This window comes from Streptococcus mitis SK597 (assembly GCF_000148545.1).
In the GTDB taxonomy this organism is placed as follows: Bacteria; Bacillota; Bacilli; order Lactobacillales; family Streptococcaceae; genus Streptococcus; species Streptococcus mitis_C.
Window position 1 is genome coordinate 1 of record NZ_AEDV01000094.1, and the last position, 24,737, is coordinate 24,737.

The window sequence follows — 24,737 nt, forward strand, 5'->3', positions numbered from 1 at the left end:
CTAAGTTGAAGGAACTAGAGACTACTGCCAAAAAATTAGAGAAACTGCAGCAAAAATTCCCTGATTCACATGATATAGCTTTGCCGTATGCCTTGATTTTTGGTCAATTTATCAAACAAGCAAACTGAGTTGAAAGAGCGGGAGGCTACTATTGAAAAAGTACAAAGCTTACAACAACAATTCCCTGATTCACATGATATAGCTTTGTCGTATGCCATGATTTTGTTCAATTTATCAACCAAGCAGACTGAGCTGAATAAACTCGAAGCTACTGCCAAAAAATTAGAGAAATTACAGCAAAAATTCCCTGAATCACATGATATAGCTTTGCCGTATGCCATGATTCTGTTCAATTTATCAACCGAGCAAACTAAGTTGAAGGAAGTAGAGACTATTGCCAAAAAATTAGAGAAATTACAGCAAAACTTCCAGAAATCACATGATATAGCTTTGCCGTATGCCATGATTTTGGTTAATTTATCAACCAAGCAGACTAAGCTGAATAAACTCGAAGCTACTGCTAAGAAATTACAGGAATTGCATGAACATGAACACTTCCAAGAATCTGAAGAGATCGCTTTTATATACGGTATGTTCTTGGCAATCTTATTTAATCATCAAACAGAGTTGAGTGAACGTCGACAAACCACAAAAACAATTAAAAAACTCTATAAAAAATTTTCCAAATTTATGATACAAAATTTTGATGATCTATTTTTTAGTAATGATAATGTCTGTGATAGTGAGCAGTACATGCTATTCAACTTTATCCTAAGAGAAGGTCTTTTAAAGAATACTAAATATGCTATTTTACAAAAATGGGCAGAGCGTTATAAAGAAGACTCGAGTGAACTAAAGAACTTGCTATCTATTTATCAACTTGTTCAGAAAATCAAGTATCAACTGGGATTAAAAGACTCAGATAAAAATCAGGTGCTTAAATTTGGCCATTACACCAAGGGAAGTACTCTCCAAATTATGTTAGATCAAGAGGAGAATGAAAAGAAGAAAAGTATTTTTTCAGTATCTGGGAAAACTCGCTTGTATAATGCTAATTATATGAATGATCCTGAAGAAGGAATCGTCATAGAACAGATATTGGGCTTAGATAGACGAGATGTTTTGGAACCAAGCTCTTGGTTTTTAATGAGTTTTACAAACAAAACGGATGATTTGGCCATGTGGTCCCAGTATGGTGATGATGCCACAGGTGTTTGTCTGGTACTTCGAGAAGATGATTTTTCTAGATTTACTTCCTTCAATGATGTTTCTTGGGTCAAGAAAAAAACTTTTTAGAATTCTCTGATAAGATGTATTTACTGAAATCTGAATTAAATAGCGGTTTTGAAAAATCTATCTTTCGGAGTGAAAGTGAAAATTCAGTCGATATTGTTAATGATGAAGGAACTGAACCTAATTCTGTAGAAAAAGATAGTGATTCAAAAGGGAATCGTGATTATCTCTACCGAATTGCCTATGTTAAGCATATAAAGGAAAATTTAAAACTAGAACGAACTGAACTATTTGAGAAGTCGGAAATAAAAGAATTAGAAAAATTGTTGAATAGTTTAAAAGAAAAACTAGATATCGGTTCAAAAGTCACGGAGAAGAACTATCAATATGCTATTGCTGATTGTATCGAGGAAATTCGTTACTTGTTTAAATCTGTAGATTATAAATATGAGAATGAACTGCGTATCTTACGCTATGCTAATCTAGACCCAAGTAATGATAAAATCAAAATTGATAAAACTTCTGGGATAGGAAAACTTTATGTAGAACGTGAAAATTCAATTCAAATCGATGAAGTCATTTTCGGTCCTAAGTTTCCAAATCCTGAATACGTGACTCCTTTATTGAAACTTTTGGATAAGAAAATTAACTATAAGAAATCTACGATAAAATTTAGATAAAGGCTGATAAAATCCTTTAAACTTCTAGTTTTGGCTAGAAGTTTTTTATATATAAAAATTTTACACATTTCTCTTGACAGGGCTTTCTTTTAGATGTACAATGTATGTGTAGAAAAATTATATATAAAAATCTTACACATTAGAAAAGGAGGTTTCCCATGTACTTTCCAACATCCTCTGCCTTGATTGAATTTCTCATCTTGGCCGTACTGGAAAAAGGAGATTCTTATGGTTATGAGATTAGCCAAACCATTAAGCTGATCGCTAATATCAAAGAATCTACACTCTATCCTATCCTAAAAAAATTGGAAGGCAATAGCTTTCTGACAACCTATTCTAGAGAGTTCCAGGGTCGCATGCGCAAATACTACTCCTTGACAAACGGTGGTATAGAGCAGCTCTTGACCCTAAAAGATGAATGGACACTCTATACAGACACCATCAATGGCATCATAGAAGGGAGTATCCGCCATGACAAGAACTGAATACCTGACTCAGCTAGAACTCTATCTCAAGAAACTACCTGAAGCTGACCGCATCGAAGCCATGGACTATTTCAGGGAACTCTTTGACGATGCTGGAGTCGAGGGAGAAGAAGAACTCATCGCTAGCTTGGGAACTCCCAAAGAAGCAGCCCACGAAGTCCTCTCTAATCTTCTCGATAAAAAAATCAATGAGGCACCCGCTCAAAAGAATAACCGACAAATTTTGCATATCGCCTTGTTAGCCCTCCTTGCAGCACCCATCGGCATTCCTCTGGGAATCGCCATCCTCGTGTCCCTGTTCGCAATCCTTGTGGCAGCCTTGACTGTCATTCTGGCTTTCTTTGCGATTTCCATACTTGGTATCATTGGCGGATTCCTATTTTTAGTTGAAAGTTTCACTGTCTTAGCCCAAGCCAAACCAGCCTTTATCTTGATTTTCGGTTCTGGTTTACTAGCCATCGGTGCTTCTTCGCTAGTTTTACTAGGTATTTCCTATGTAGCTCGCTTCTTCGGTCTACTCATTGTTCGCTTGGTGCAATTTGTTCTTAAAAAAGGAAAGAGAGGTGACCAGCATGCGTAAATTGACAAAAGGATTTCTCATTTTTGGTGTGGTAACTACCGTTGTCGGATTTATCCTGCTCTTTGTAGGTATCCAATCTGACGGAATTAAGAGCCTACTTTCCATGTCCAAGGAGCCTGTCTATGATAATCGGATGGAAGAGTTGACCTTTGGCAAGGAAGTCGAAAACCTAGATATTACTCTCCATCAACACGCACTGACCATCACAGACTCTTTCGATGATCAAATCCACATTTCTTACCATCCATCTCTTTCTGCTCACCATGATCTTATCACAAATCAGAACGATAAAACGCTGACCCTCACTGATAAGAAACTGTCTGAAACTCCATTTCTCTCTTCTGGAATTGGCGGGATTCTCCATATCGCAAGTAGCTACTCTCGTCGTTTTGAAGAAGTTATTCTCCAATTGCCAAAAGGGAGAACTCTAAAAGGAATCAACATCTCAGCAAATCGCGGTCAAACCAGTATCACCAATGCCAGCCTTGAAAATGCGACCCTCAATACCAATAATGGCTATCTCCTCCGAATTGAAGGAAGTCGTATCAAAAACAGTAAACTCACAACCCCTAATATCATTAATATCTTTGATACAGACCTTATAGATAGTCAGCTAGAGTCAACAGAACATCACTTCCACGCTGAAAATATCCAAGCCCATGGTAGGGTTGAACTGACTGCCAAATATTATCTCAGAATCATCCTAGACCAGAAAGAGAGCCAACGAATTAACTGGGACATCTCAAGCAACTATGGTTCTATCCACCAATTCACAAGAGAAAAGCCTGAATCAAGAGGCACGGAATTAAGCAACCCTTACAAAACTGAAAAAACCGATATCAAGGATCAACTCATTGCTAGAGCTGATAATGATATTGAGCTAATATCCATACCAAACAGACGTTGACAAAAGCGCTTACATTTGCTACTATGGAAGCATATTTATCTAACTAAAAAGGAGGTTCTACCATGAAACAAGAATGGTTTGAAAGTAATGATTTTGTAAAAACAACAAGCAAGAACAAACCTGAAGAGCAAGCTCAAGAGGTTGCAGACAAGGCTGAAGAAACGATAGCTGATCTCAATACGCCAATTGAAAAAAATACTCAAGTAGAGGAGGACGTCTCTCAAGCTGAGGTCGAACTGGAAAGCCAGCAAGAAGAGAAAATTGAAACGCCTGAAGACAGTGAATCGAGAACAGAAATAGAAGAAAAGAAAGCATTAGATTCTACTGAAGAAGAGCCAGATATTTCTAAAGAAACAGAAAAAGTCACTATAGCTGAAGAAAGCCAAGAAGCACTTCCTCAGCAAAAAGCAACCACGAAAGAGCCACTTCTTATCAGTAAATCTTTAGAAAGTCCTTATATCCCCGACCAAGCTCCAAAATCTACGGATAAATGGAAAGAGCAAGTGCTTGATTTTTGGTCTTGGCTAGTGGAGGCTCTCAAATCTCCTACAAGCAAGTTTGAAACAAGTAGCACACACAGCTACACGGCCTTTCTCTTGCTCATTCTATTTTCTGCATCTTCCTTTTTCTTTAGTATCTACCACATCAAACATGCTTACTATGGACATATAGCAACTATGCATAATCACTTCCCTGAACAATTTGCTTCATTAAATCTCTTTTCGATTATCTCTATCCTAGTAGCAACAACACTCTTCTTCTTTTCATTCCTCTTGGGCAGTTTCGTTGTGAGACGATTTATCTACCAAGAAAAGGACTGGACGCTAGAAAAGGTTCTCCAACAATATAGTCAACTCTTGGCAATTCCAATCATCCTCACTGCTATTGCTAGTTTCTTTGCCTTCTTTGATAGCCTACGATTTTCAGCCCTTTTGTGTGTGATTAGCATTGGAATCATTCTGCTTGCTAGTCTCCATATCATTACAAGACCAAGTCAAGCAAGTGAAACCGACTCCTTTTATCAGCTATTCTTGTCTGTCCTTGTGAACGGAGTCATTATCCTCCTCTTCTTTGTAGCTGAAGTGGCACTGATTGGAGATTATCTTCGTATCTTGGCCTTTCTTTAAACTTCATACTCTTCGAAAATCTCTTCAAACCACGTCAGCTTCGCCTTACCGTAGATATATGTTCCTGACTTTGTCAGTCTTGTCTACAACCTCAAAACAGTGTTTTGAGCAGCCTGCGGCTAGCTTCCTAGTTTGCTCTTTGATTTTCATTGAGTAGCAATCCTGTCTTTCATGGCAGGATTTTTCTATTTCAAAAAAGCAAGTCGATTGACCTGCTTCTGCTTTACTCTTCTTGTGCTATTACTTTAAAATCTTGTCCTAGGATGGGTTGAATTTCTAATTGATTGGCGTCTAGTTGGTGGTAAAATGCTGATGGTAGTGACTCTAGGAATTTTGCATAGTCCAAGCGAGCGATGGCTTCATAGTCTTCTGGTTTAGAGCCGTCTCCTGTGATTTGAACCAAGTCAATCTCCCACTGGACTTCCTTATCCACCAATTGCTCCATATAGACTGCAGGAACAAACGGTTCTCTCGGCAAAATAGTCTTGACCCCTTGAGCCAGATGGTAAACACCGTGCACTTGGCCTTCTCCATCTTGATAGAAGGAAACTCTTGCAAAGTAGGCATCTGTCTCTTGAATCGCCCGGACACGCGCTTCAAACTGAGCCAAGCCATCTTCCCCTAAAAAGCTTTTCAAATCCTCATGACTAAAGAAAACAGGATTAAAAATTCCTTGGCAAATCGTAAAACGGGCTGCAGTGTCTGTCAGATGGGCTTGAATACTTGCTTGGAAATAAGCTTCAAAATCAAAACCATCTAGCCCTTCAATCTCAGTTCCTGTATAAGCAAGCAGGGCATCTAAAAATGCTTTGATAATCTGCCAGTCTGTCTTCGTTAGTAGGTCAGGAAAATCGACACGATAAGCCTTTTGACCATCAGCATAACTGACCTTAAAGAGAAATTGTGACTGCCCCACTATCGCACACTCGATAGACTCGAGACGGTTAAGAGGCTGACGGAGATAGACTGCATCATAGCTATGTGACTCCAAGCCATCTACCAAGGCCAAGATCGACTTGGCAGTCAAAATCTCCTGTTCTCCTAAAATGCTCTGTTTATTTGGAATAAAAAATGTTTTCGCCATAACTGGACTCCTTTGAAATCGTTTACATACAGTATACCTTATTTTTCTGAAAGATACAGAAACAAACTTTAGATTTTTGAGTACAAAGCATAGAAAAACAGCCCCTAAGGACTGTTTGATCTTATACAGTAGCTGCTTGATCCAAGCTTTCACCGATAGCGGCTAGGCGCTCGACAACTTCAGCTTGTGTTAATTCATTTTCTGAAACATAGCGGTTACGTGGGTGAACACGGCACTCGTGTGAGCATCCACGAAGGTACTTGTCTTCATTTTCTTCTGATGTCAAGATACGACGGTTACAGAATGGATTTCCACAGTTGACATAACGTTCACATGGTGTTCCATCAAACCAGTCTTTCCCTACGATGGTTGGGTTGACATGGTTAACATCTACGGCGATACGCTCGTCAAAGACGTACATTTTCCCATCCCAAAGCTCACCTTGGACTTCTGGGTCTTTACCATAAGTTGCGATTCCTCCGTGCAATTGACCAACATCTTTGTAGCCTTCACGGACCATCCAGCCTGAGAATTTCTCACAGCGAACGCCACCTGTACAGTAAACCACAACACGCTTGTCCATGAATTTTTCTTTGTTATCACGAACCCATTGTGGCAACTCACGGAAGTTGCGGATATCTGGGCGGATAGCCCCACGGAAATGTCCGAGGTCGTACTCATAATCGTTACGTGTGTCAAGGACAACAGTATCTTCGTCAAGAAGGGCTTCTTTGAACTCTTTTGGAGACAAGTAATCACCTGTTGTTTCAAGTGGGTTGATGTCGTTGTCAAAGTCGTTGTCTTCCAAACCAAGGTGGACAATTTCTTTCTTGTAGCGAACAAACATCTTCTTGAAGGCTTGCTCATTTTCTTCGTCAATCTTGAACCAGAGATCTTCCATGCCTGGGAGGCTGTGAACGTAGTCCATGTATTTTTGAGTTGTTTCGTAGTCACCTGAAACTGTTCCGTTAATTCCCTCGTCAGCGACTAGGATACGGCCTTTAAGACCGATTGATTTACAGAAAGCCAAGTGGTCTGCAGCAAATTGCTCTGCATTTTCAATTGGAGTATAAAGGTAGTAAAGTAAGACACGAATATCTTTTGCCATAAGATTTGTTCTCTTTTCTATTCTTAAATTTTCAGAATTTTTCATCTAACTATACTAGTATACCTGCTTGAGAAAGCGAATGCAATTTATTTGACTGGAAATTGTAGAAAGGGATTTATCCCTGCACTTCATCAGTAACCATAGCGAATAGCAGATAATTCTCTCAATTTTTTGATCTGATCGGATTGACTTTCTGATAAAATCAGCTTATTTTCAATCAACACACCTGAGATGTCTACACTCATTTGACTCAATATAAACGGAATAGAAGTCCCATCGTCCTTTAATCGCTTTTTATAAATCACTAACTGATTTTTCAAGGGAGTCAGTTGAGGCGTATCCTTTATGTCTTCTAGTAGATAATCAATGATAGTCATGGCTTCACAACGCCTTTCACTACCCCCAGCAAACCATTTTAATGGTGTCATTCTCATTTTCCTCCTGAAATTGAAAAACGATCATTCCTAAGGCTCGTATCAATATTTTACCCAAACACCCTCTGTAAAAAAGTCAGCAGAAATGGTAGGGTCGCGACAATATTATTGATCACATAAGATGCATAAGCCGGATTGAAGTTTTAAAAAATAAAACTTAATCTTAACTACCGATTTAGCAACTAATCTAGCAAGCCACAATAAACCATCTCATTGAAATACTAAGCATATCTAGACTGAACTTAAATTTTTGTTTAGATGCTGGACAAAAACTCAATTTCAGGAGAAAACCAAGTAAATCTTCCCACAATAAAGCAGATATGATAAAAATCCTCATCGCTCCAAACAACACAATCCATGAAAGAATCATGAGTATGATCATCTGTAAAATCAAGACTCCCTAAAATCACATCTGCAAATTCTCCTAATGTTTATTTTTGGGAATGTGTATATGCCGATAGCAACTTTTCCAAATTTGACAGAAATAACCCAAGAACCCATAGATAATAGCTTTTCAGCCTCTATTTCCTGTTTTATTCATTTCAAATGTACCATAATCCCTCCAATAGTCAAGCAAAATAATTTCTTTTAGTCTATCATCCCTCTTGAGTTTATCGAACTAAGTCACCTATAACTCGAAAAAGATATAGAAATAGAATGTTTCACGAGAAACACTCTATTTCATCTATTATAACAACGAGAGTATTAGGTATCTATCTGCTTATCATTAGTAGGCCTACACTCTGTCCCCAAGGTTATCCACAAGTTGTGAATAACTATCCCAAGCTGTTCTTAACTCTTTATTTACAGGAATTAAAACTACTTTATAATCCTCAAAAGTTACTAAATTGGTCACACAAATAAGAATTATCACTGAAATAATCAGAAGTTATCCACACTTATCCACAACCTGTTAGTAACTTTTGTGAATAGTCTTACTTAAGCTAAGACTATTCACAATCAGTAAAAAAGAGCCTGTTGCCAAGCTCTTTAGTCTATTATTTCTTCTCAGCGCGAAGGGCTGACAAGATTTGTGTACGGATATCATCCACACCATTTGGCGTATTTGGTAAAAAGATGGTTTGATTTCCTTTAGAGGCAAAGGTATTCAAGGTATCCAAGTACTGGTTAGTCAAAAGGATGGACATGATTTGCTCTTCTGTCATGCCAACATTGGCTTCCTTGAGTTCTGTGATAGACTCTGCCAATCCATCCACAATCGCCTTACGTTGTTGGGCAATCCCCACACCATGAAGGCGGTCTTTTTCTGCTTCGGCTTCAGCTGCAGTGACAATTTTAATCTTGTCAGCTTCCGCCAATTCTTGCGCTGCGACCCGCTTACGTTGCGCCGCATTGATTTCATTCATAGATTGCTTAACTTCTGCATCTGGTTCGACCTTGGTTATCAAGGTTTTCACGATAATGTAGCCGTAAGTGGTCATTTCTTCTGCTACTTGGTGTTGAACCTCAAGGGCAATCTCATCTTTTTTCTCAAACAGTTCATCCAAGGTTAATTTGGGAACAGAAGAGCGAAGGGCATCTTCGATATAAGATTTAATCTGAGATTCTGGACGCATGAGTTTATAGTAAGCATCTGTCACGCTCTGCTCATTGACACGGTACTGAGTCGCTACATTCATCATAACGAACACATTGTCCTTGGTCTTAGTCTCAACCACAATATCGCTTTGCAATAAGCGCAACTGAATGCGTGCTGCAATCGAGTCAATCCCAAAAGGCAAGCGAATATGAATACCGCTATTAGCAACCTTTTGGTATTTCCCAAAGCGTTCAATAATCGCCACCGACTGCTGACGAACCACATAAACTGTACTCAGTGTGACTATCAGCAATAGAAGCACACAAACCACCACAAAAATCATCAAAAATGTTGCCATTATCGTGACCTCCATTATTATTTTTCCTGTATTATAGCACATTTAAAGAAGGCTGTGCAGTTTTTACTGCGATTTTTCCTGAAATGTCAATAATTAGAGGTAAATTGTCACATTGTCGTCAAATCTCTTGCTAAAACAACTCTTTATAAAAGGCAATCGTTTCTTCTAAGGTTGGCATAAATGGATTTCCTGGTGCGCAGGCATCAATCAAGGCATTCTTAGAAAGGTATTCAAAGTCGAAATCTTTTTCTTCAATACCAAGTTCAGTCAATTTCTTAGGAATACCTACTGTCTCAGAAAGCTTCTCAATCTCAGCAATTGCGTAATCGGCACACTCTTCATCTGATTTACCTTCTACATGAAGTCCCAAGGCTTTAGCAACATTGCGGAAAGCTTCTGGTACACGTTTAGCATTTTCACGTTCTATAACTGGTAACAACATGGCACAACAAACACCATGTGGCAAGTTATATACTGCACCGAGTTGGTGAGCCATTGAGTGAACATAGCCAAGACCAGCATTATTAAAGCTCATACCACCAAGGAAGATGGCATTAACCATACCTTCACGCGCTTCAATGTCGTGTCCGTTTGCCACTGCACGAGGAAGGTATTCCTTGATAAGCTCAATTGCTCCGATAGATAATTTCTTGGTCACATCATAAGCACCAGGTGTTACCAAAGCTTCAACAGCGTGAGTCAGAGCATCCATACCAGTAGCAGCAGTCAAAGCTTGAGGTTTTGAAATCATCAATTCAGGGTCATTAACAGAGATAAGAGCAAGGCTATTCTTGTCAACCATTACCATCTTAACCTTGCGTTCTTCATCGGTAATCACATAGTTAATAGTAATTTCTGCAGAAGTTCCTGCCGTTGTATTAATAGCCACAACTGGCAAGCCTTTTTTAGCAGACTTATGAAGCCCTTCATAATCCTGTGGTTTTCCACCATTTGTAGCCATGATAGAGATACAACTAGCTGCATCCTGTGGAGACCCACCACCAAGACTGATGATAAAGTCACAGCCATGTTCTTGCAAAGCAGCTACCCCATCTGTGACATTCTTACAAGTAGGGTTTGGCTCTACATCGCTAAAGATGACATATTCGATTCCTTCTGTATCTAGCGGTTTTAAAACCTTAGGCAAAATGTCACTGCCTTCGATGAACTTATCTGTCACCAAAAGTGCCTTTTTATAGCCAAGTTCCTTGATATAAGGACCCACTTCATTTACAACACCTTTACCAATAAGGTTGACTGCCGAAACATAAAATGTAGCCATATAATTTTCCTCCTGCGCCTTCGCGCTATCTATTTAACATCATTATATTACTTTTTGTATTCGCTTTCAATCATTTGTGAAATATCTAACAAATATTTTTAAAAGGATAGGAGGGACGCAAGCTCACCTCCTATATAAACAAGTTTTATTTATGTAGTGGTCCCAACAACTGACATGCACGATAGTCTGCTGATTCTAGATCCTCTGTTCCAAATAAGGACCAATTTTTAGGTCTAAAGATATCTTCCTCAGGTACATTATGCATATTGACAGGAATTCTCAACATAGAAGCCAAGGTAATCAAGTCTGCTCCAATGTGTCCATATGTTATGGCTCCGTGATTAGCTCCCCAATTATTCATGACGTCATAGACAGACTTGAAAGCACCTTTTCCTGTCAAACGTGGAGCAAACCAAGTAGTTGGCCATCCTGGATCTGTACGATTATCTAAAGTATGGTGAACATCTTCAGGAAGTTCAAGTGTGTAACCTTCTGCAATTTGTAGCACTGGACCAACCCCTTTTAGAAGATTGAGACGTACCATTGTTACTGGCATATCCCCCTTCGTCAAGAAGCGAGTTGAGAATCCTCCTCCACGGAAATATTCGCGGTTTGCTGGTGGGAAGTCTGTGTTTTCAAGCATAGCCTGCACTTCACTTTCTTCCAACTCCCAGAATGGTTTCATAACAGGTTTGCCATCTCGAGTAGCTTGACCTGTACCATCCAATGTACAAGAGCCAGAGTTAATCAAATGTAAGAAACCATCTGCGGCATTACCTTCTAGAGTATGCCCTGTTACACGTTTAACAGCCTCTGGACTCCAATAAGTACGCACATCAGCAAAGATTTGTGGAGTATTTGTTAATAGATAATTAAAGAGCATAGACACACCATTTAGTGAATCATTCTCTGTCGCAAATATAAATGGTTTTCGAATACCATTCCAGTCAAATTGAGTGTTTAAGAACGTTTCCATAAAGTCCCCATTAGGGAAGTGGTCTGTCCATTGACGTTGACCTTGGAAACCAGCTACTAAAGCGTGGTGACCAACTGCTTCTTCCTCAAAGCCAAGCTCTGCTAAACGAGGATTTCCCTGCATAAGATCTCGACCAATCATGAACATTTTTACAACAAATTCCCATTGTTTTTCTTTTTCTTCTTTAGAAAGAATCAAATCCTCACGATTTCGGTCAACCCCTTCTTTGATATGTTCTTTTACCCAAACCATAGCACGTTCAAACTCTTCTGGGTCATAAATACCACGGTCAATACGGCGCGTGAACTCCGTCATATCTACCGATTCATTTCGCATTCCTAAGTATTCTTGGAAGAAATCTGGATTTACAATAGAACCGCCAATCCCCATCGAAACACTACCCATTGATAGGTAAGCAGTGTCTCTCATCAAGCCAGTTGCAAGAGCTGCACGCGCATAGCGTAAAAGTTTTTCTTTGACAGCTCCTGGAATATCTGTATCATTAGCTTCCTGAACATCTCTACCATAAATCCCAAAGGCTGGAATCCCTTTTTGAGCATGTGAAGCTAGTACAGCTGCAAGATAGACAGCTCCTGGGCGTTCTGTCCCATTAAATCCCCAAATAGCATGAGGAATATCTGGAGACATATCCATAGTTTCACTACCATAACACCAGCATGGTGTGACTGTAATTGTTGCACAAACATTTGATTTTTTGAACAATTCATGTGAAGCTGCAGCCTCTGGAACACGACCAATAGTAGATGGAGAAATCACGCATTCCACAGGTTCTCCATCTGGATATTTCAATGTACTTGAAATAAGATCTGCCACACTTTTAGCCATGTTCATTGTTTGTACTTCAAGTGATTCGCGTACACCTTGACGACGACCATCAATAGTCGGACGAATACCAATACGTGGATGTTGGATCATAATACTTTCCTCTTATTTTTCTGTTTCTTTTATACTACCGATGATAATTTTTAAAATTACTTATAAGTATAAACCTCTACCTCTGCCAAACTTAAAGGAATTCCTGCGTTTCTCAAAGAAATTCTAACCTTTTTTCCCTTCAGTCCTTTTAAGCCTATGGATAGATTATTGCTTTCTAAACTGTCAATATGTTGTTTAAAAACTTCATGATTATTTGAATCATATATAATAATATCAAAATTTGATAATCTCTGAATTTCAGCATCTGTTCTATTATAAATAATTAACTTTTCTAATTCTTCGGTTTGTGCTAAATCTATCTCCCACCATGAAGGAGAATCTCCTTTGGTATGAGTCACCGAATGATGACCATAATCTCCGTTTTTATTTCCATCAACTGCTAGACGAGAAAAACCATTGTAATCCGTTGAACTCTGTCTAGTTTCTTTTGCTAACGCAATATTGGAAAGTTTCTTCGGAGTTCTCTTTGAACCATAGACTTCAACTTCCGCTAAACTTAACGGAATAGCTGATGATTTTAATTCTATTTTGACTAGCTTAGCCCCTACAGAAGGTACTTTTAAAGATAACAGACCATCAACTACTTTATCAAAATGTCTTCTAAAAACTTCTTCTCCTGATGAAGATAGAAAAATAACATCAAAATTAGATAAACGCTGAGGTTCGGCGTCTGTTCTATTATAAATATCAACTTTAGAAACTGTAAACTCTTCTCCCAGATCGACCTGCCACCAAGCATTAGAATCTGCCTTAGTATGAGTCACCGAATGATGTCCGTAATCTCCGTCTTTATTACCATCAACTGCTAAGGCAGCCACACCTTCATAATTAGTTGAACTTTGAGTAGCTACCTTATTTGTAGAAACTACTTTATCTTCTGTTATTTTATCTATATCTTCTTCAGATTGCTTACCATCTGATTCTCTAAAAACCTCTACTTCTGCTAAACTCAAAGGTACACCACTCGTTAGTAATTTAACTTTAATATACCTAGCTCCTTTTTCTTTGAAATCTAGACTAACAGATTCACCCGACAAGCTATTAACATGTTTCTTAGCAACTTCGTTTCTATTATTGTCATATAGAATCACATCAAAATTAGATAGTCGTTGAGTCTCAGCATCTGTGCGATTATAAATTTTAACAAGCCCAACTTTATCCATTTTTTTCAAATCGACTTCCCACCAAGAGGGATTATCTGCCCTAGTGTGTGTTACCGAACCAGAGTTAAAATTACCATTTCTGTTACCATCCACAGCTCTATTAGAGTCTCCATTGTAATCTACAGAACTTTGTGTTGTTGGTTTTGCATATGCTATATTCAAATTACCATCATTAAATTTATCTGGTGTTGGGAAAGAGACTGGGCCTGTCCCCTCAGTATTTATAGACATCTCTACCATTCCATTATGATTAACCGTAATGGTATAAACATGGGTATTCTCATCCCAATTTTCTGTATAAGTATAATGATTTTTATCGCCACTTATATTTATCTGAGGTTTATGACCAGTATGCCCTTTTAATGTAAGTGTTGTTGTCCTAAAGTCATTATCTACAGGATTGATGGAATAATTTTTGCTTATCCAGTTCGCTAACTCTAATTCTTCTTTCTTCCAACTTTTTGATGCATCAAAATTTCCTGATAATGCCCACATAGCTGTCTTATCTGTCCTGTAATTGTTCAATAAAATATGTAAATTATTTGGATTTTCTTTAACAACAGCGTAAGTATGAGGCGTCAAATCTAACGATAACGACTTTGTATTATTAGTATACATAGGCAACATTACTTGCTGATTTTTATTGATGTTAGCATTACTATTATAAATATACCAGGAATTACCTACACGCTGAGCATACCCATCTCCTTCATAAAGTTTTGGATAAAGCGAGTTTAAATAGTTGACTTTACTAGACAATTCCTCACTATTTTTAGTCAAAATTTTTGCATTAGGGAATATAGATGAAATCTTTTCCTTATCAATTTTCTCATGTATTACAGGAAGAATATGGTATCTCCCATTATTATATAAAGGCATTGTTTCATCATTCGAATAAAGTCCTTGATAAAATCCGTTTAATGAACTAATCCTACCTTCTCCATTCCAAAATACAGCTTTTGTTCTATTTACAACTTCTTCCTTACTTGGAGCTGGATTTTGTATAGCATGTCTAAAGAAAGGAATAATACCTTTAGTAAATGCTGGAGTTGGTACATCATTTGTCATAAATGTATACGCGGCACATTCGAAATTATAAACTGTGCCTCCCCCAGTATATACATTCATCATTTCCATAGCAATCATTGATTCTGGTTCCGATGCATAGGATCTCATATCCCTAACTCTTCCAGTTTCAAATGTGTTTGTATAATGTTTTTCCCACCATTTCCATGTATCTGTTGATGAGCCCCAGTTATCACATAAGCCACTCAACCAAAATCCACTAACGATAGAATCTGTACCCGCATCATCTCTTATTGGCGTATTTTTAGTTGCCAACACCAAATTTTTATGATATTTTTGACTAGCTTCAAAGAATGTCGGATCATTCATAATAGTTTCCCAGAACCATTTTTCATGATCATGCCAGATAAAATGCGCTCCATATTTGGCACAAACTTCCAAATATTTAGCACTATGCGGAGCTAACTGGTTATTGTAAATCCAATAATTCTCAATATTTAAAACACCTTTTAACACACTATACTTTTGGAATTGTTCATCTAACCACTCTGGAGGAACTGTATCACGCTCCCCAGCCGACATAATAACCAAGAAAACTGGAATGTTTAGACTTTGAGCTTCCTCCAACATCTTGACATACCATTCTCTCAATTCTTTCGTATCTCGTGGAATACAACTTGTTGGTTTACAGACTTTTGCAGGATGAAGTTCAATCGCTGCATATGGCTTTACATCTTCAGGAATAGCTTCCCATGCTCCCTTCAATGTGTTCCCCCACCATAATCCGTTACCATTATCATTGCCATACAACGGAGAAAGCAACAATGGCGATTCATTATTAATCGTCGTTCTCATTTGAACACGATTATCAGCCTTAACTCCTGCTAACAATCCAAAACATAACATCCCAATACATACAAACAGTATTGTGATTAATTTTCTTTTTATTTTTTCTTTATTCATGACTTATACCTAAAAATTTAACTCAATAATTTTTTCTGAATTAAATACCAATTCAATATTTTGTACATCAGTATTTTTGCCATATATTCTTACTCTTACTTTTTGATCTTTGTTTCCTCCTTCCAATTTTAGAAATGTTATATCCCCATTTTCCCAAGCAAACGATACCTTATATCCTCCTCTTACTCTGAGGCCTTTCACTTCTCCTTCTGACCAAGCAGAAGGTAAAGCTGGAATTAGTGATAACCAATTATGATGGCTCTGTACTAATAATTCACAAATTCCACTCACCAAACCTAAATTACCATCAATTTGAAATGGTGGATGGTCAAGAAATAAATTCCCAAGAGTCGCATTATTTAACAAACCATTAATCTGGTTATAAGCAGGCTCACCTTGATATAGTCTCGCAAAAAAATGAATCAACCATGCAGCGCTCCAACCTGTTTGTGTACTAGCATGCAAACCACTTACTAACCAATTATTAATCGCTTGTTCCCTATCCTGCGAAGATAAAAAGTTAGCATTTGATAATCTCCTATTTATAGTGATTTCCGCTGCTTCTGCTAATTCAGGAGTTTTATAAATATCAATCTCATTATAAGGATAAAGCCCAAATAGAGGTGAAATGTGTCTATGACCAGGCTCTACTTCTTCATAATCCTCTAGCCATTCTTGTATTTGCCCATTACTACCTATTTTTGTTTTAGGTAATTTCTTTTTTAACTCCTTCACACGACTAATAAAATCCGAATTGTCTCCTAATTGTTTTGCAATGCCAATGCATGAATCACAAAAATATCTTAGAATTTGATTATCAATTGTAGATGATAGACAAGCATTTCCTTCAATACCATTTTTTAAGCGATATTTATTTTCCGGTGAGACACTTGGACCTGTCATCAAGTAGCCATCCACCTCAAATAAATAATCTTCAAAGAAAAGAAATGCTTCTTTTATCATTTCAAAATGTTCCGTAAGAACACGCTCATCTTGGAAATATAAATAGTGTTCCCAAATATGAGTACATAACCACGGAATAGTTAATACCCAAATTGCAGCACCCATAGCATGAGATTGGGGAGCCGTATCGCCAAAACCATCCGTATTATGATGTGCTGTAAAACCTCTAGCTCCATACATTTTCGTAGCGGTTAGTCTTCCCGGTTCTCTCATTCTTTCGAGCATATCAAATAATGGATATTCTACTTCTGGTAAATCACATGGACCTACCATCCAATAATTCATTTGGGTATTAATATTAATCGTATATTTAGAACCCCAAATTGGATTTAATTCATCACACCATATTCCTTGAAGATTGGCAGGTAAACCATTCGGCTGACTAGACGATATTAACAGATATCTTCCATAATGAAATAACAAGTTAGTCAAGTAGTTACTATACTTTTTAGTGTTTTCAAGAAGTAGATTCGTTGGAATGCTAAGACAATCTTTACTATAGTCCAGTTTAAAATCAACTCTATTAAATTGCTCCTGATATTTTTTTACATGTTCATCTTTTTCTGTAAAGTAATCAATGCTACTAAATTCTCCCTGAAGAGAAGAAATATCTATGTCTCCCCAATAATCCGTCATTGATTTGAGATAAAGAAATACCTCTGTAGCATTCCGAATAACTATTGTCTCTCCCAATACACTTACTTCACCATCCGTAACCTTAGAATGACATACTACTTTAAACTGAACACCTTTTCTACCTCCAGCAGAGGCCGACATTAAAATTGTACTTGAATCCAGTTTAGATACTTCATCATTAAACCGTTTATTTCTACCCAAATTAATGTTCAAATTTAATGTGTTTTGAACTGATGACACTATACGGCAACATAAAATATTCTTATTAAAACTCGTAAAATATTCTCTTTTTATTTGTAAATTACAACTATTAGGCTCAAACACAACATTAGAAATAGCTGTATCTAAATCTAGCTCTCTTTCATACAATGAAAGAGCAGAAGACTGAATATCTATATGCTCAATGTAAAGTTCCCCAAGTAATTCATAGTGGCTTTGATCTCTTGGGGTAGCAAACATTGTTAACTTTATCAATTCTTCGGCTTTCTGAACTTCTCCATCTAAAAGATATTCCCGAATTTTTTTAAGATGCAATAGTGAGTCTGGATTATTTCTATCTGACTTTCCTCTATACCAAATAGTCTCATCATTTAGTTGAATACATTCTTTTGTAGCTGAACCATAAATCATACCACCTAAATGACCGTTCCCAATCGGCAAGGCTTCATTCCAATTTGAGGCAGCTTTCTTATACCATAATTTCACTCTTTACCTCTCTTCCAAAATGGAGGTGATATCCCAAATACCACCTCCACACTTTCTACTACTTCAAAATTCCTAAAACAACTAGGATAACTCCAATAGCCATAACACTAAAGATTAGTACAACCGGATTCTTTCCTTTTCTAATTAATTTACACATTAATAAAGTCAAAGCCATAGGGATAAATCCTGGAATTAATTTTGTAATCATTTCTTGAACAGAAATAACAAGTTCCCCCTGCTTAAATTCTAATCCAAAATTAATACCAACCATTGATGGAATCAAACCACCCACTAGTACTAGCCCTAATGCTGTCGCCATACTCGTAACGCGATTCAATGTCCCTTTTGTATTATTTTCTTGGATAAGACTAGAACCCTTAGTATAGCCATATTTCAAACCGAAATATTTAACAGGAATATTAATAACATTAAACAATATTAAGGCGATAAAGATACCTAAAGCACCGCCGTCTTTAGAATAAGACGCACCAATACTAAAACAGATAGGAACTAGTGTCAGCCAGAACAAACTATCTCCTAGACCAGCCAGTGGCCCCATCAAGCCAACTTTAATACCAGTAATTGAATCTGCACCTTCATTTCCTTCTTGTTCTTCCATAGCGGAAGTAACTCCAAGAATAAATGGTGCCGCTGTTTGATGAGTATTGAAAAACTCAAGGTGACGTTTCATAGCAGGAGAAGCTGAATCTTTGTCTGGATATAGTTTTTTCAATACTGGAAGAATTGTATATAGAAAACCAAGGTTCTGCATTCTCTCATAGTTCCATGAAGAACCATACATAAAACTTCGTTTGAAAACTTTTTTAAGTTCAACTTTAGTTACTTTATTATTCATCATAGATCAAGGTCCTCCTCAACATCACTATTTGAAGTTGTTTCTTGTGGTTTACTTCCAATCATATCGTAGAAGTATGCTACCGCAATACCAACTAGTGAGATTCCAATGGTTGACATTCCTCCATACACAGAACAAATGAAGCCAATCAACAAGAATACCCACATATTTTTCTTGAGCATCATATTTAAAAGCATACCAAAACCAATTGAAGGTAGTAAAGCACCTGCAGAGTTAAGTCCCTGCATAACGATTGGTGGAACCTTAGCAAACAAGTCTGCCACATATTCCCCTCCAAGCATAATAGCTAGGAAAATTGGCACAATTTTAAATAACGTGATTAAAACCAAACTTGAATAATGATAAAAACCGATCTTTGAATAATCTCCGTTTTTAGCATCATTATCAGCTTTTTTCACAAAATAAACATCTAAAGTTTTTGCAAGAACATCCAACTGTTGGGTAGCAACTGCAATTGGAACTGCTATAGCGATACCAGCAGTTTCTCCTTGACCAGATAAAATACCAAATGCAGTACCAATAATCGCACCTGAAATAGTATCTGGCGGAGTGTAGCCTCCAATACCTGTTACACCGAGCCAAGTTAATTCAAGAGCTGAACCAATAAGAACACCTTGGGTGAAATCTCCTAAGACCAAGCCAACCATTGCACTTGTAACTAACGGACGGTGAATCATAAATAACGGTCCATTATAGTCAATAGTGGCAATAATCCCAACTAATGTCACCAGTAATGCTTGTGTGAATAGCATATACTGTACCTCCTTAAATTATTTTTATAAAAATTTTTCCAACATTGTAACTTTATCATTGGGAACCATTTGAATTTCAACTCTCGTTCCCTTATCAACTATTTTCTTAAAATAATATTTGTCTTCTTCACCTAGAGCTACACCTCCAGTTACCTTTTCATTTTCCTCCGTTTTACTCATCTGTCCTACATTGAGGTACTCCAATTTTAAATTTCCTTCAATAGAATCATACACATCTTTTGGATTTGTATATATCAGCATTGTTCTCTTTTTTATTGGCACAGAGTTTAAAACTTCCACAAACCGTTTTACATTAAAGAAAACAATTTTTAAACCTACCGGTGCAGAAATCTTTAAAATAGATTGTCGTGTTTTATCTTCTGAGATGCGATCATTAACAATGATAACTTGCTCAATATCATACTTTTTTAGCCACGTAGTGACAACTTGACCATGTACCAGACGGTCATCAATACGAACAAACTCTATAGACATAAATCCTCTTCCTCCTCTACGTTAAGTTGTTGTTTAACGTTAAACAAACTATTTTGAGCATTTTGAACAATTTCTTCTAAATTGATTTTTGAATCATAACTTGATATTAATTCCACTAGGAGAGGGATATTAAACCCTGTTACAATATCAACTGAATCCAAATTTAAAAACTGTGACAAAGCCACATTATTAGGACTTCCTCCAATCAAGTCAGTCAAAACGATAACCTCTTGATTTGAGTCTAACAGTTCATTTACTTGATTTTTAAAATAATGTTCAAACTCTACAATATTCTCTCCAGGCATCAAACCTAATGTCCTAACTCTATCATTTGTTGTCTCACCAACAAACATTTCTGCGGTCATGAGAGCTCCGCTAGCAAAATCACCATGACTGGCAACTAAAATTCCTCTATTAAACATTTTCTCTTTCAACAACTACTCCTTTCTTAAGGATAATATTAGCATAAAGTGAAGTTTCTCCTGTAGCAACAATAGCATAAGCTTTCTTACTACGCTCATAAAAGTCTTCTCTTCTAAGATAAGTAATCGTTTTAAGATCTGTACCATGACCTTCAATCATCTGTCTATAGGTACCCCATATCTTAGGAATATCATCCCCCGAAACAACATTCATAAACTGAATTGCACTATCGACGTAACCATCTAATGGCATTAAATACAGAATAGAATCTAATAATTCGGGAATATTTACACCATCACAACGAATTAGTTTATTTGCACATGAGGCAGAAGGATAATTCGCGTCAGCTAATACTATTTCATCTCCATGTCCCATTTCCATTAAAGTCTTCAATAAATCTGGAGAAATATTTTTCGGTATATGTTTTAACATTAATATCCTCCCTATTTTCTCTGACCGTATGTTTTAAATTTTTCTGCCATTAAATCCATCTCCTCATCAGGAAGAACTACTGGCTCTCCAAAATTCTTAGCTAAACAATAAATTTTTGCACAATATTCAACTTCTTCAACAACATTAAATGCATTCAATAAATTTTGTGCACCTGCTAAAATTCCATGATTCGCTAGTAAAACTGCTCTACGACCTTCCATTGCTTTAGCTGCATTCACAGCTAATTCTTTCGTACCATATGTTGCATACTCAGCTACCCGAACATCTTTTCCTGCCACTGCAATCATATAATGACTCGCCGGAAGTGGTTCTCTGAGACAAGCTAATACTGTTGCATAAGTTGTATGAGCATGGATAATTGCATCGATATCATCACGAGTTTGATATTGAATCAAATGCATATACCACTCGCTAGATGGCAAGCGTTCTCCCTCTACAATATTTCCATTAATGTCCATCACTACAATATCGGATTCTTTGATTTCAAAGAAATCAATACCCGACGGGGTAATTGCCATCAATTGTTTTTCACGATCGAAAACACTGAGATTTCCACCTGTTCCTTTCGTCAAATCTGTTTCTACTAGCTTCTTGCCATACTTAATTAATTCTTGTTTTACATCTGACATTCTTGTCCTCCTCATATCAAAACACTAAATATTTTTCAATTCACCAATTATCCCCCCTTCTTGTACAAAACTTAAGAAGGGGGAGGGAGGCAAATTTACAAACTCTCAATCTTTTTAATTCTTTTGGGAGTAATAACTCTCTAATTGTAGGAACTCCTCAATAACATGGTGAGCTTCTTCCATCCCTTTTAATTGTCCCATAGCTATGAGCTGCACAACAATATTCCCCACAGCTGTAGCCTCAGTTGAACCTGTAAGAACCTCTTTACCAGTTCTATCAGCAATCATTTGATTAAAGTAACTAGCTCTAGCACCTCCTCCAATCACATATATCCTTTTATAAGACTTATGAGTTAGTTCTTCTAATAACTCTATCGTTTTCTTATACGTTTCAGCTAGACTTTCATAAACTATCTTAAATAGTTGTCCATCTGTCCACTCTCTAGTTTCATGATGATAAGCTAGATATTCTGTCAAAGTCTTGTACATGTCAGATTCTGTTGCAAATTCAGTTGATTCAGTATCAATCAGAGGAAGATTTTCTTTTTCTTTCTCCACCATTGTCCTAATTTCATCAAAAGAATAGGCTTTCCCTCTTCGTTCAAATGAACGTCTTAGTTCCTCTATGATCCATAGCCCTGTACAATTCTTCAGAAATGTAATCTCTCCATCTTTACCGACTTCATTTGTAAATCCATAACTGAAGGATTCGGTACTAAGAATAGGTGAAGAAAGCTCCACTCCAACTAAAGACCAAGTCCCTGATGAAATAAACAAACTATCTTCTGTCTTAGGTACTGAGACAATCGCGCTTGCTGTATCATGACTACAAACATTCACAACAGGAATATCGCCTAAACCATACTCCTCTTTGAGTCTACCAAGAACATTCCCCTCTGAAACAATTTCAGGAAGTAAAGATGACTCCAATTCAAATAGTTTTAAAATATTCTGATTCCATTTTTGACTTCTCGGATCAAAGAGTTGGGTTGTTGAAGCAATGCTTTTTTCAGTTGCAAACTTACCTGTCAACAGATAATTAAACAAATCTGGCATTAAAAGAATCTTATTGGTCTTATAGAAAGAGTCAGGAGATTCTTGACGTGCCTTAAAGAGTTGAAACAAGGTATTTATCTCCATAATCTGATTTCCTGTCTCTGAATACAGTTTTTCTAATTCAGTAATTTCAGATATTTCCTTTAACACTCCCTTTGTTCTTTCATCACGATAATGAACAGGTTGTGATAACAGCTTACCTTCATTATCAATAAGTCCAAAATCAACACCCCATGTATCAATACCGATAGATAAAATCTTGTAACTAGTATTAGCCAAGCGGATGCTTTCAAGAATTTTAGCTAGTAGAAAGTCAACATCCCAAGATAAATGCCCTTTTACTCTAATAGGTAGATTAGAAAAGCGATTTATTTCTTCCATTACTAGTTTATTTTCAGAAAGGTAACCAACGATTGCTCTTCCAGAAGTCGCACCTAAATCTATTGCTAAAACCGCTTCCATTTCTCTCCTCTCTTCGTCCTTAATTAAGTTTATTATAATCCTCGCATTTTATTTTTTCAATATGTGAACGCTTACTTGAATAAAATTCATATATTTGCGCCATAAACATAAAAATAATTCAAATTCCTCCAATTTGTGCTATAATATGGTTGAGATGATAAATTAGGAGGAGCTTATGATAAAAGATGAACGTGTACTTGAATTGATTGAAATCATCAAAAAGAAAAAAAGAATTGCCGTAAAAGAGCTGGCAGAAATCACTTTCTCCAGCACAAGTACCTTACGTCGTGATTTAATTTTCTTAGAAAATCAAGGTCTTATCAAAAGAAAGCACGGATACGTGACCCTGTCCTCTATGAACACAATTGAACTTTCTCATCAAATACGTGAAGGAGAAAGTACTAGGCAAAAAAGACTAATCGCTAGTCTCGCTAAAGACTTTATTCGGTCAGGCATGTGTATTTATCTGGATTCCAGTACGACTGTCTACGAACTCTGTCCTCATCTCGCCGAACTAGATAATCTAATTATTTTTACAAATGGTCTACATACAGCACAAACCTTATCTGAGACTGTTAGAGATAGCTCCAAAATCTTTATCACATCTGGCGAGGTCAAACATCAATCCTGTTCCGTGGTCAACTATGATAAAGAAAATTCTTTATTAGATCATTTTAATATCGATTTAGCATTTTGTTCAGCAAGAGGTATTGATGATCAATATGTTTATGAAGCTTCTCTCAGCCAAGCTATTTCAAAAAAGAATATTATTGATAAAGCCCATGAAACTATCTTACTGATTGATAGTTCTAAATTTTACAAGACTGGATTTTTTAAAATTAATCCCCTCTCCAAATACACAACCTTTATTTCTGACATCTTGCCAGATCAAAAATTATTAGACGCAGTAGAATTATTTGATGGAGAATGGGTTTCTGATATTCAATGAAAATCAAATAGGAAGCTAGTCTCAGCTTGCTCAAAGTACAGATTTGAAAATTGATCAAGTCAGCTCGAAACACTGTTTTGAGGTTGTAGATAGAACTGATGAAGTCAGTCACATATATACGGAAAGACGAAGGTGACATGGTTTGAAGAGATTTTCGAAGAATATTCGTTCTGTCTGCTGACTGATCTACAAATACTCACCACATGACATTATTTTCTCAGCAACCCCAAAAACAGAGGCTGGACAAAAACTCAATTTCAGGAGAAAATGGAGTAAATCTTCCCACAATAAAACGCATAATATCAAGGTTTTGCACACCTGATATTATGCGTTTTTCTGATTTTAAAGACTTTGTCGCCTAGACCCTATATTTCAAGAATTAAGTGACCTTGATGATCTAAATTTATTGTGGTATACTATTTTTGTCATCGGTC

At 37.0% G+C, this 24,737-nt stretch carries 22 protein-coding genes and 1 pseudogene; 7 read left to right on the forward strand and 16 right to left on the reverse strand.

The window, feature by feature from the left end:
* Positions 1-99: 99 nt before the first annotated feature.
* The 6 genes from SMSK597_RS13990 (at position 100) to SMSK597_RS11970 (ending at position 5,012) form a co-directional block, all read left to right on the forward strand.
* Positions 100-1,296 carry a hypothetical protein gene (locus tag SMSK597_RS13990; protein WP_255261792.1) on the forward strand — a complete coding sequence of 399 codons (1,197 nt, stop codon included), beginning with the start codon at positions 100-102 and terminating at the stop codon, positions 1,294-1,296.
* A complete protein-coding gene (locus SMSK597_RS13995) occupies positions 1,272-1,913 on the forward strand; it encodes a hypothetical protein (RefSeq protein ID WP_255261793.1) in 642 nt (213 codons plus the stop codon). Before SMSK597_RS13990 ends, SMSK597_RS13995 begins: the two co-directional genes overlap by 25 nt.
* Positions 1,914-2,071: 158 nt before the next feature.
* On the forward strand, positions 2,072-2,398 hold the full coding sequence (locus SMSK597_RS11955) for a PadR family transcriptional regulator (RefSeq protein WP_000273855.1): 327 nt from the start codon (positions 2,072-2,074) through the stop codon (positions 2,396-2,398).
* On the forward strand, positions 2,385-2,978 hold the full coding sequence (locus SMSK597_RS11960; RefSeq protein ID WP_000198684.1) for a DUF1700 domain-containing protein: 594 nt from the start codon (positions 2,385-2,387) through the stop codon (positions 2,976-2,978). The genes SMSK597_RS11955 and SMSK597_RS11960 overlap by 14 nt, the downstream gene beginning before the upstream one ends.
* The gene (locus SMSK597_RS11965) at positions 2,971-3,885 is read left to right on the forward strand and encodes a DUF4097 domain-containing protein (RefSeq protein ID WP_001229064.1); all 915 of its coding nucleotides are present in this window, start codon (positions 2,971-2,973) and stop codon (positions 3,883-3,885) included. The genes SMSK597_RS11960 and SMSK597_RS11965 overlap by 8 nt, the downstream gene beginning before the upstream one ends.
* A gap of 62 nt (positions 3,886-3,947) precedes the next feature.
* On the forward strand, positions 3,948-5,012 hold the full coding sequence (locus SMSK597_RS11970; RefSeq protein ID WP_000808460.1) for a DUF6574 domain-containing protein: 1,065 nt from the start codon (positions 3,948-3,950) through the stop codon (positions 5,010-5,012).
* Between the two features lie 223 nt (positions 5,013-5,235).
* On the opposite strand, the gene SMSK597_RS11975 is transcribed toward SMSK597_RS11970, so the two are convergent.
* From SMSK597_RS11975 to SMSK597_RS12035, 16 genes and pseudogenes are all read right to left on the reverse strand, one after another.
* Positions 5,236-6,096 carry a DUF4299 family protein gene (locus tag SMSK597_RS11975; RefSeq protein WP_001140372.1) on the reverse strand — a complete coding sequence of 287 codons (861 nt, stop codon included), beginning with the start codon at positions 6,094-6,096 and terminating at the stop codon, positions 5,236-5,238.
* A 121-nt stretch (positions 6,097-6,217) separates the two neighbouring features.
* Entirely contained in the window at positions 6,218-7,204 is a 987-nt protein-coding gene (gene trhO / locus SMSK597_RS11980; RefSeq protein WP_001030015.1) for an oxygen-dependent tRNA uridine(34) hydroxylase TrhO, read from the reverse strand.
* Positions 7,205-7,335: 131 nt separating this feature from the next.
* On the reverse strand, positions 7,336-7,632 hold the full coding sequence (locus SMSK597_RS11985; protein ID WP_000188109.1) for a bacteriocin immunity protein: 297 nt from the start codon (positions 7,630-7,632) through the stop codon (positions 7,336-7,338).
* Positions 7,633-7,688: 56 nt separating this feature from the next.
* A pseudogene (locus SMSK597_RS13115) lies at positions 7,689-7,772 on the reverse strand (CPBP family intramembrane glutamic endopeptidase); the annotation flags it as partial.
* Positions 7,773-8,636: 864 nt separating this feature from the next.
* Positions 8,637-9,521, reverse strand: coding sequence for an SPFH domain-containing protein (locus SMSK597_RS11990; protein WP_004237018.1), 885 nt, complete (start codon positions 9,519-9,521; stop codon positions 8,637-8,639).
* A 145-nt stretch (positions 9,522-9,666) separates the two neighbouring features.
* Positions 9,667-10,818: an iron-containing alcohol dehydrogenase gene (locus SMSK597_RS11995; RefSeq protein ID WP_000190436.1), complete on the reverse strand. Its 1,152-nt coding sequence runs from the start codon at positions 10,816-10,818 to the stop codon at positions 9,667-9,669.
* 145 nt (positions 10,819-10,963) lie between these two features.
* Positions 10,964-12,730: an L-fucose isomerase gene (locus SMSK597_RS12000; protein WP_000614257.1), complete on the reverse strand. Its 1,767-nt coding sequence runs from the start codon at positions 12,728-12,730 to the stop codon at positions 10,964-10,966.
* Positions 12,731-12,786: 56 nt separating this feature from the next.
* Complete coding sequence (locus SMSK597_RS12005; RefSeq protein WP_001031104.1) at positions 12,787-15,903, reverse strand: glycosyl hydrolase family 98 C-terminal domain-containing protein; 3,117 nt, start codon at positions 15,901-15,903, stop codon at positions 12,787-12,789.
* 9 nt (positions 15,904-15,912) lie between these two features.
* On the reverse strand, positions 15,913-18,207 hold the full coding sequence (locus SMSK597_RS12010) for a glycoside hydrolase family 95 protein (RefSeq protein WP_000780630.1): 2,295 nt from the start codon (positions 18,205-18,207) through the stop codon (positions 15,913-15,915).
* A gap of 58 nt (positions 18,208-18,265) precedes the next feature.
* Positions 18,266-19,066: a PTS system mannose/fructose/sorbose family transporter subunit IID gene (locus tag SMSK597_RS0103285; protein ID WP_000981723.1), complete on the reverse strand. Its 801-nt coding sequence runs from the start codon at positions 19,064-19,066 to the stop codon at positions 18,266-18,268.
* Positions 19,063-19,836 (reverse strand): PTS mannose/fructose/sorbose/N-acetylgalactosamine transporter subunit IIC, encoded by a 774-nt coding sequence (locus SMSK597_RS12015; RefSeq protein ID WP_000899622.1) that lies wholly within the window; start codon positions 19,834-19,836, stop codon positions 19,063-19,065. The genes SMSK597_RS0103285 and SMSK597_RS12015 overlap by 4 nt, the downstream gene beginning before the upstream one ends.
* 24 nt (positions 19,837-19,860) lie before the next feature.
* Positions 19,861-20,331 (reverse strand): PTS sugar transporter subunit IIB, encoded by a 471-nt coding sequence (locus SMSK597_RS12020; protein WP_000020989.1) that lies wholly within the window; start codon positions 20,329-20,331, stop codon positions 19,861-19,863.
* Positions 20,322-20,753 (reverse strand): PTS sugar transporter subunit IIA, encoded by a 432-nt coding sequence (locus SMSK597_RS0103290; RefSeq protein WP_029745475.1) that lies wholly within the window; start codon positions 20,751-20,753, stop codon positions 20,322-20,324. The genes SMSK597_RS12020 and SMSK597_RS0103290 overlap by 10 nt, the downstream gene beginning before the upstream one ends.
* A complete protein-coding gene (locus SMSK597_RS12025) occupies positions 20,746-21,186 on the reverse strand; it encodes an RbsD/FucU family protein (protein ID WP_000912112.1) in 441 nt (146 codons plus the stop codon). The genes SMSK597_RS0103290 and SMSK597_RS12025 overlap by 8 nt, the downstream gene beginning before the upstream one ends.
* 11 nt (positions 21,187-21,197) lie before the next feature.
* Positions 21,198-21,836 carry an L-fuculose-phosphate aldolase gene (locus SMSK597_RS12030; RefSeq protein ID WP_001286138.1) on the reverse strand — a complete coding sequence of 213 codons (639 nt, stop codon included), beginning with the start codon at positions 21,834-21,836 and terminating at the stop codon, positions 21,198-21,200.
* A gap of 114 nt (positions 21,837-21,950) precedes the next feature.
* On the reverse strand, positions 21,951-23,354 hold the full coding sequence (locus SMSK597_RS12035) for a rhamnulokinase (protein ID WP_000388560.1): 1,404 nt from the start codon (positions 23,352-23,354) through the stop codon (positions 21,951-21,953).
* A 175-nt stretch (positions 23,355-23,529) separates the two neighbouring features.
* Between SMSK597_RS12035 and SMSK597_RS12040 the strand changes: the two genes are divergently transcribed.
* Positions 23,530-24,303 (forward strand): DeoR/GlpR family DNA-binding transcription regulator, encoded by a 774-nt coding sequence (locus tag SMSK597_RS12040; RefSeq protein WP_000588544.1) that lies wholly within the window; start codon positions 23,530-23,532, stop codon positions 24,301-24,303.
* The last annotated feature ends 434 nt before the right edge of the window (positions 24,304-24,737 follow it).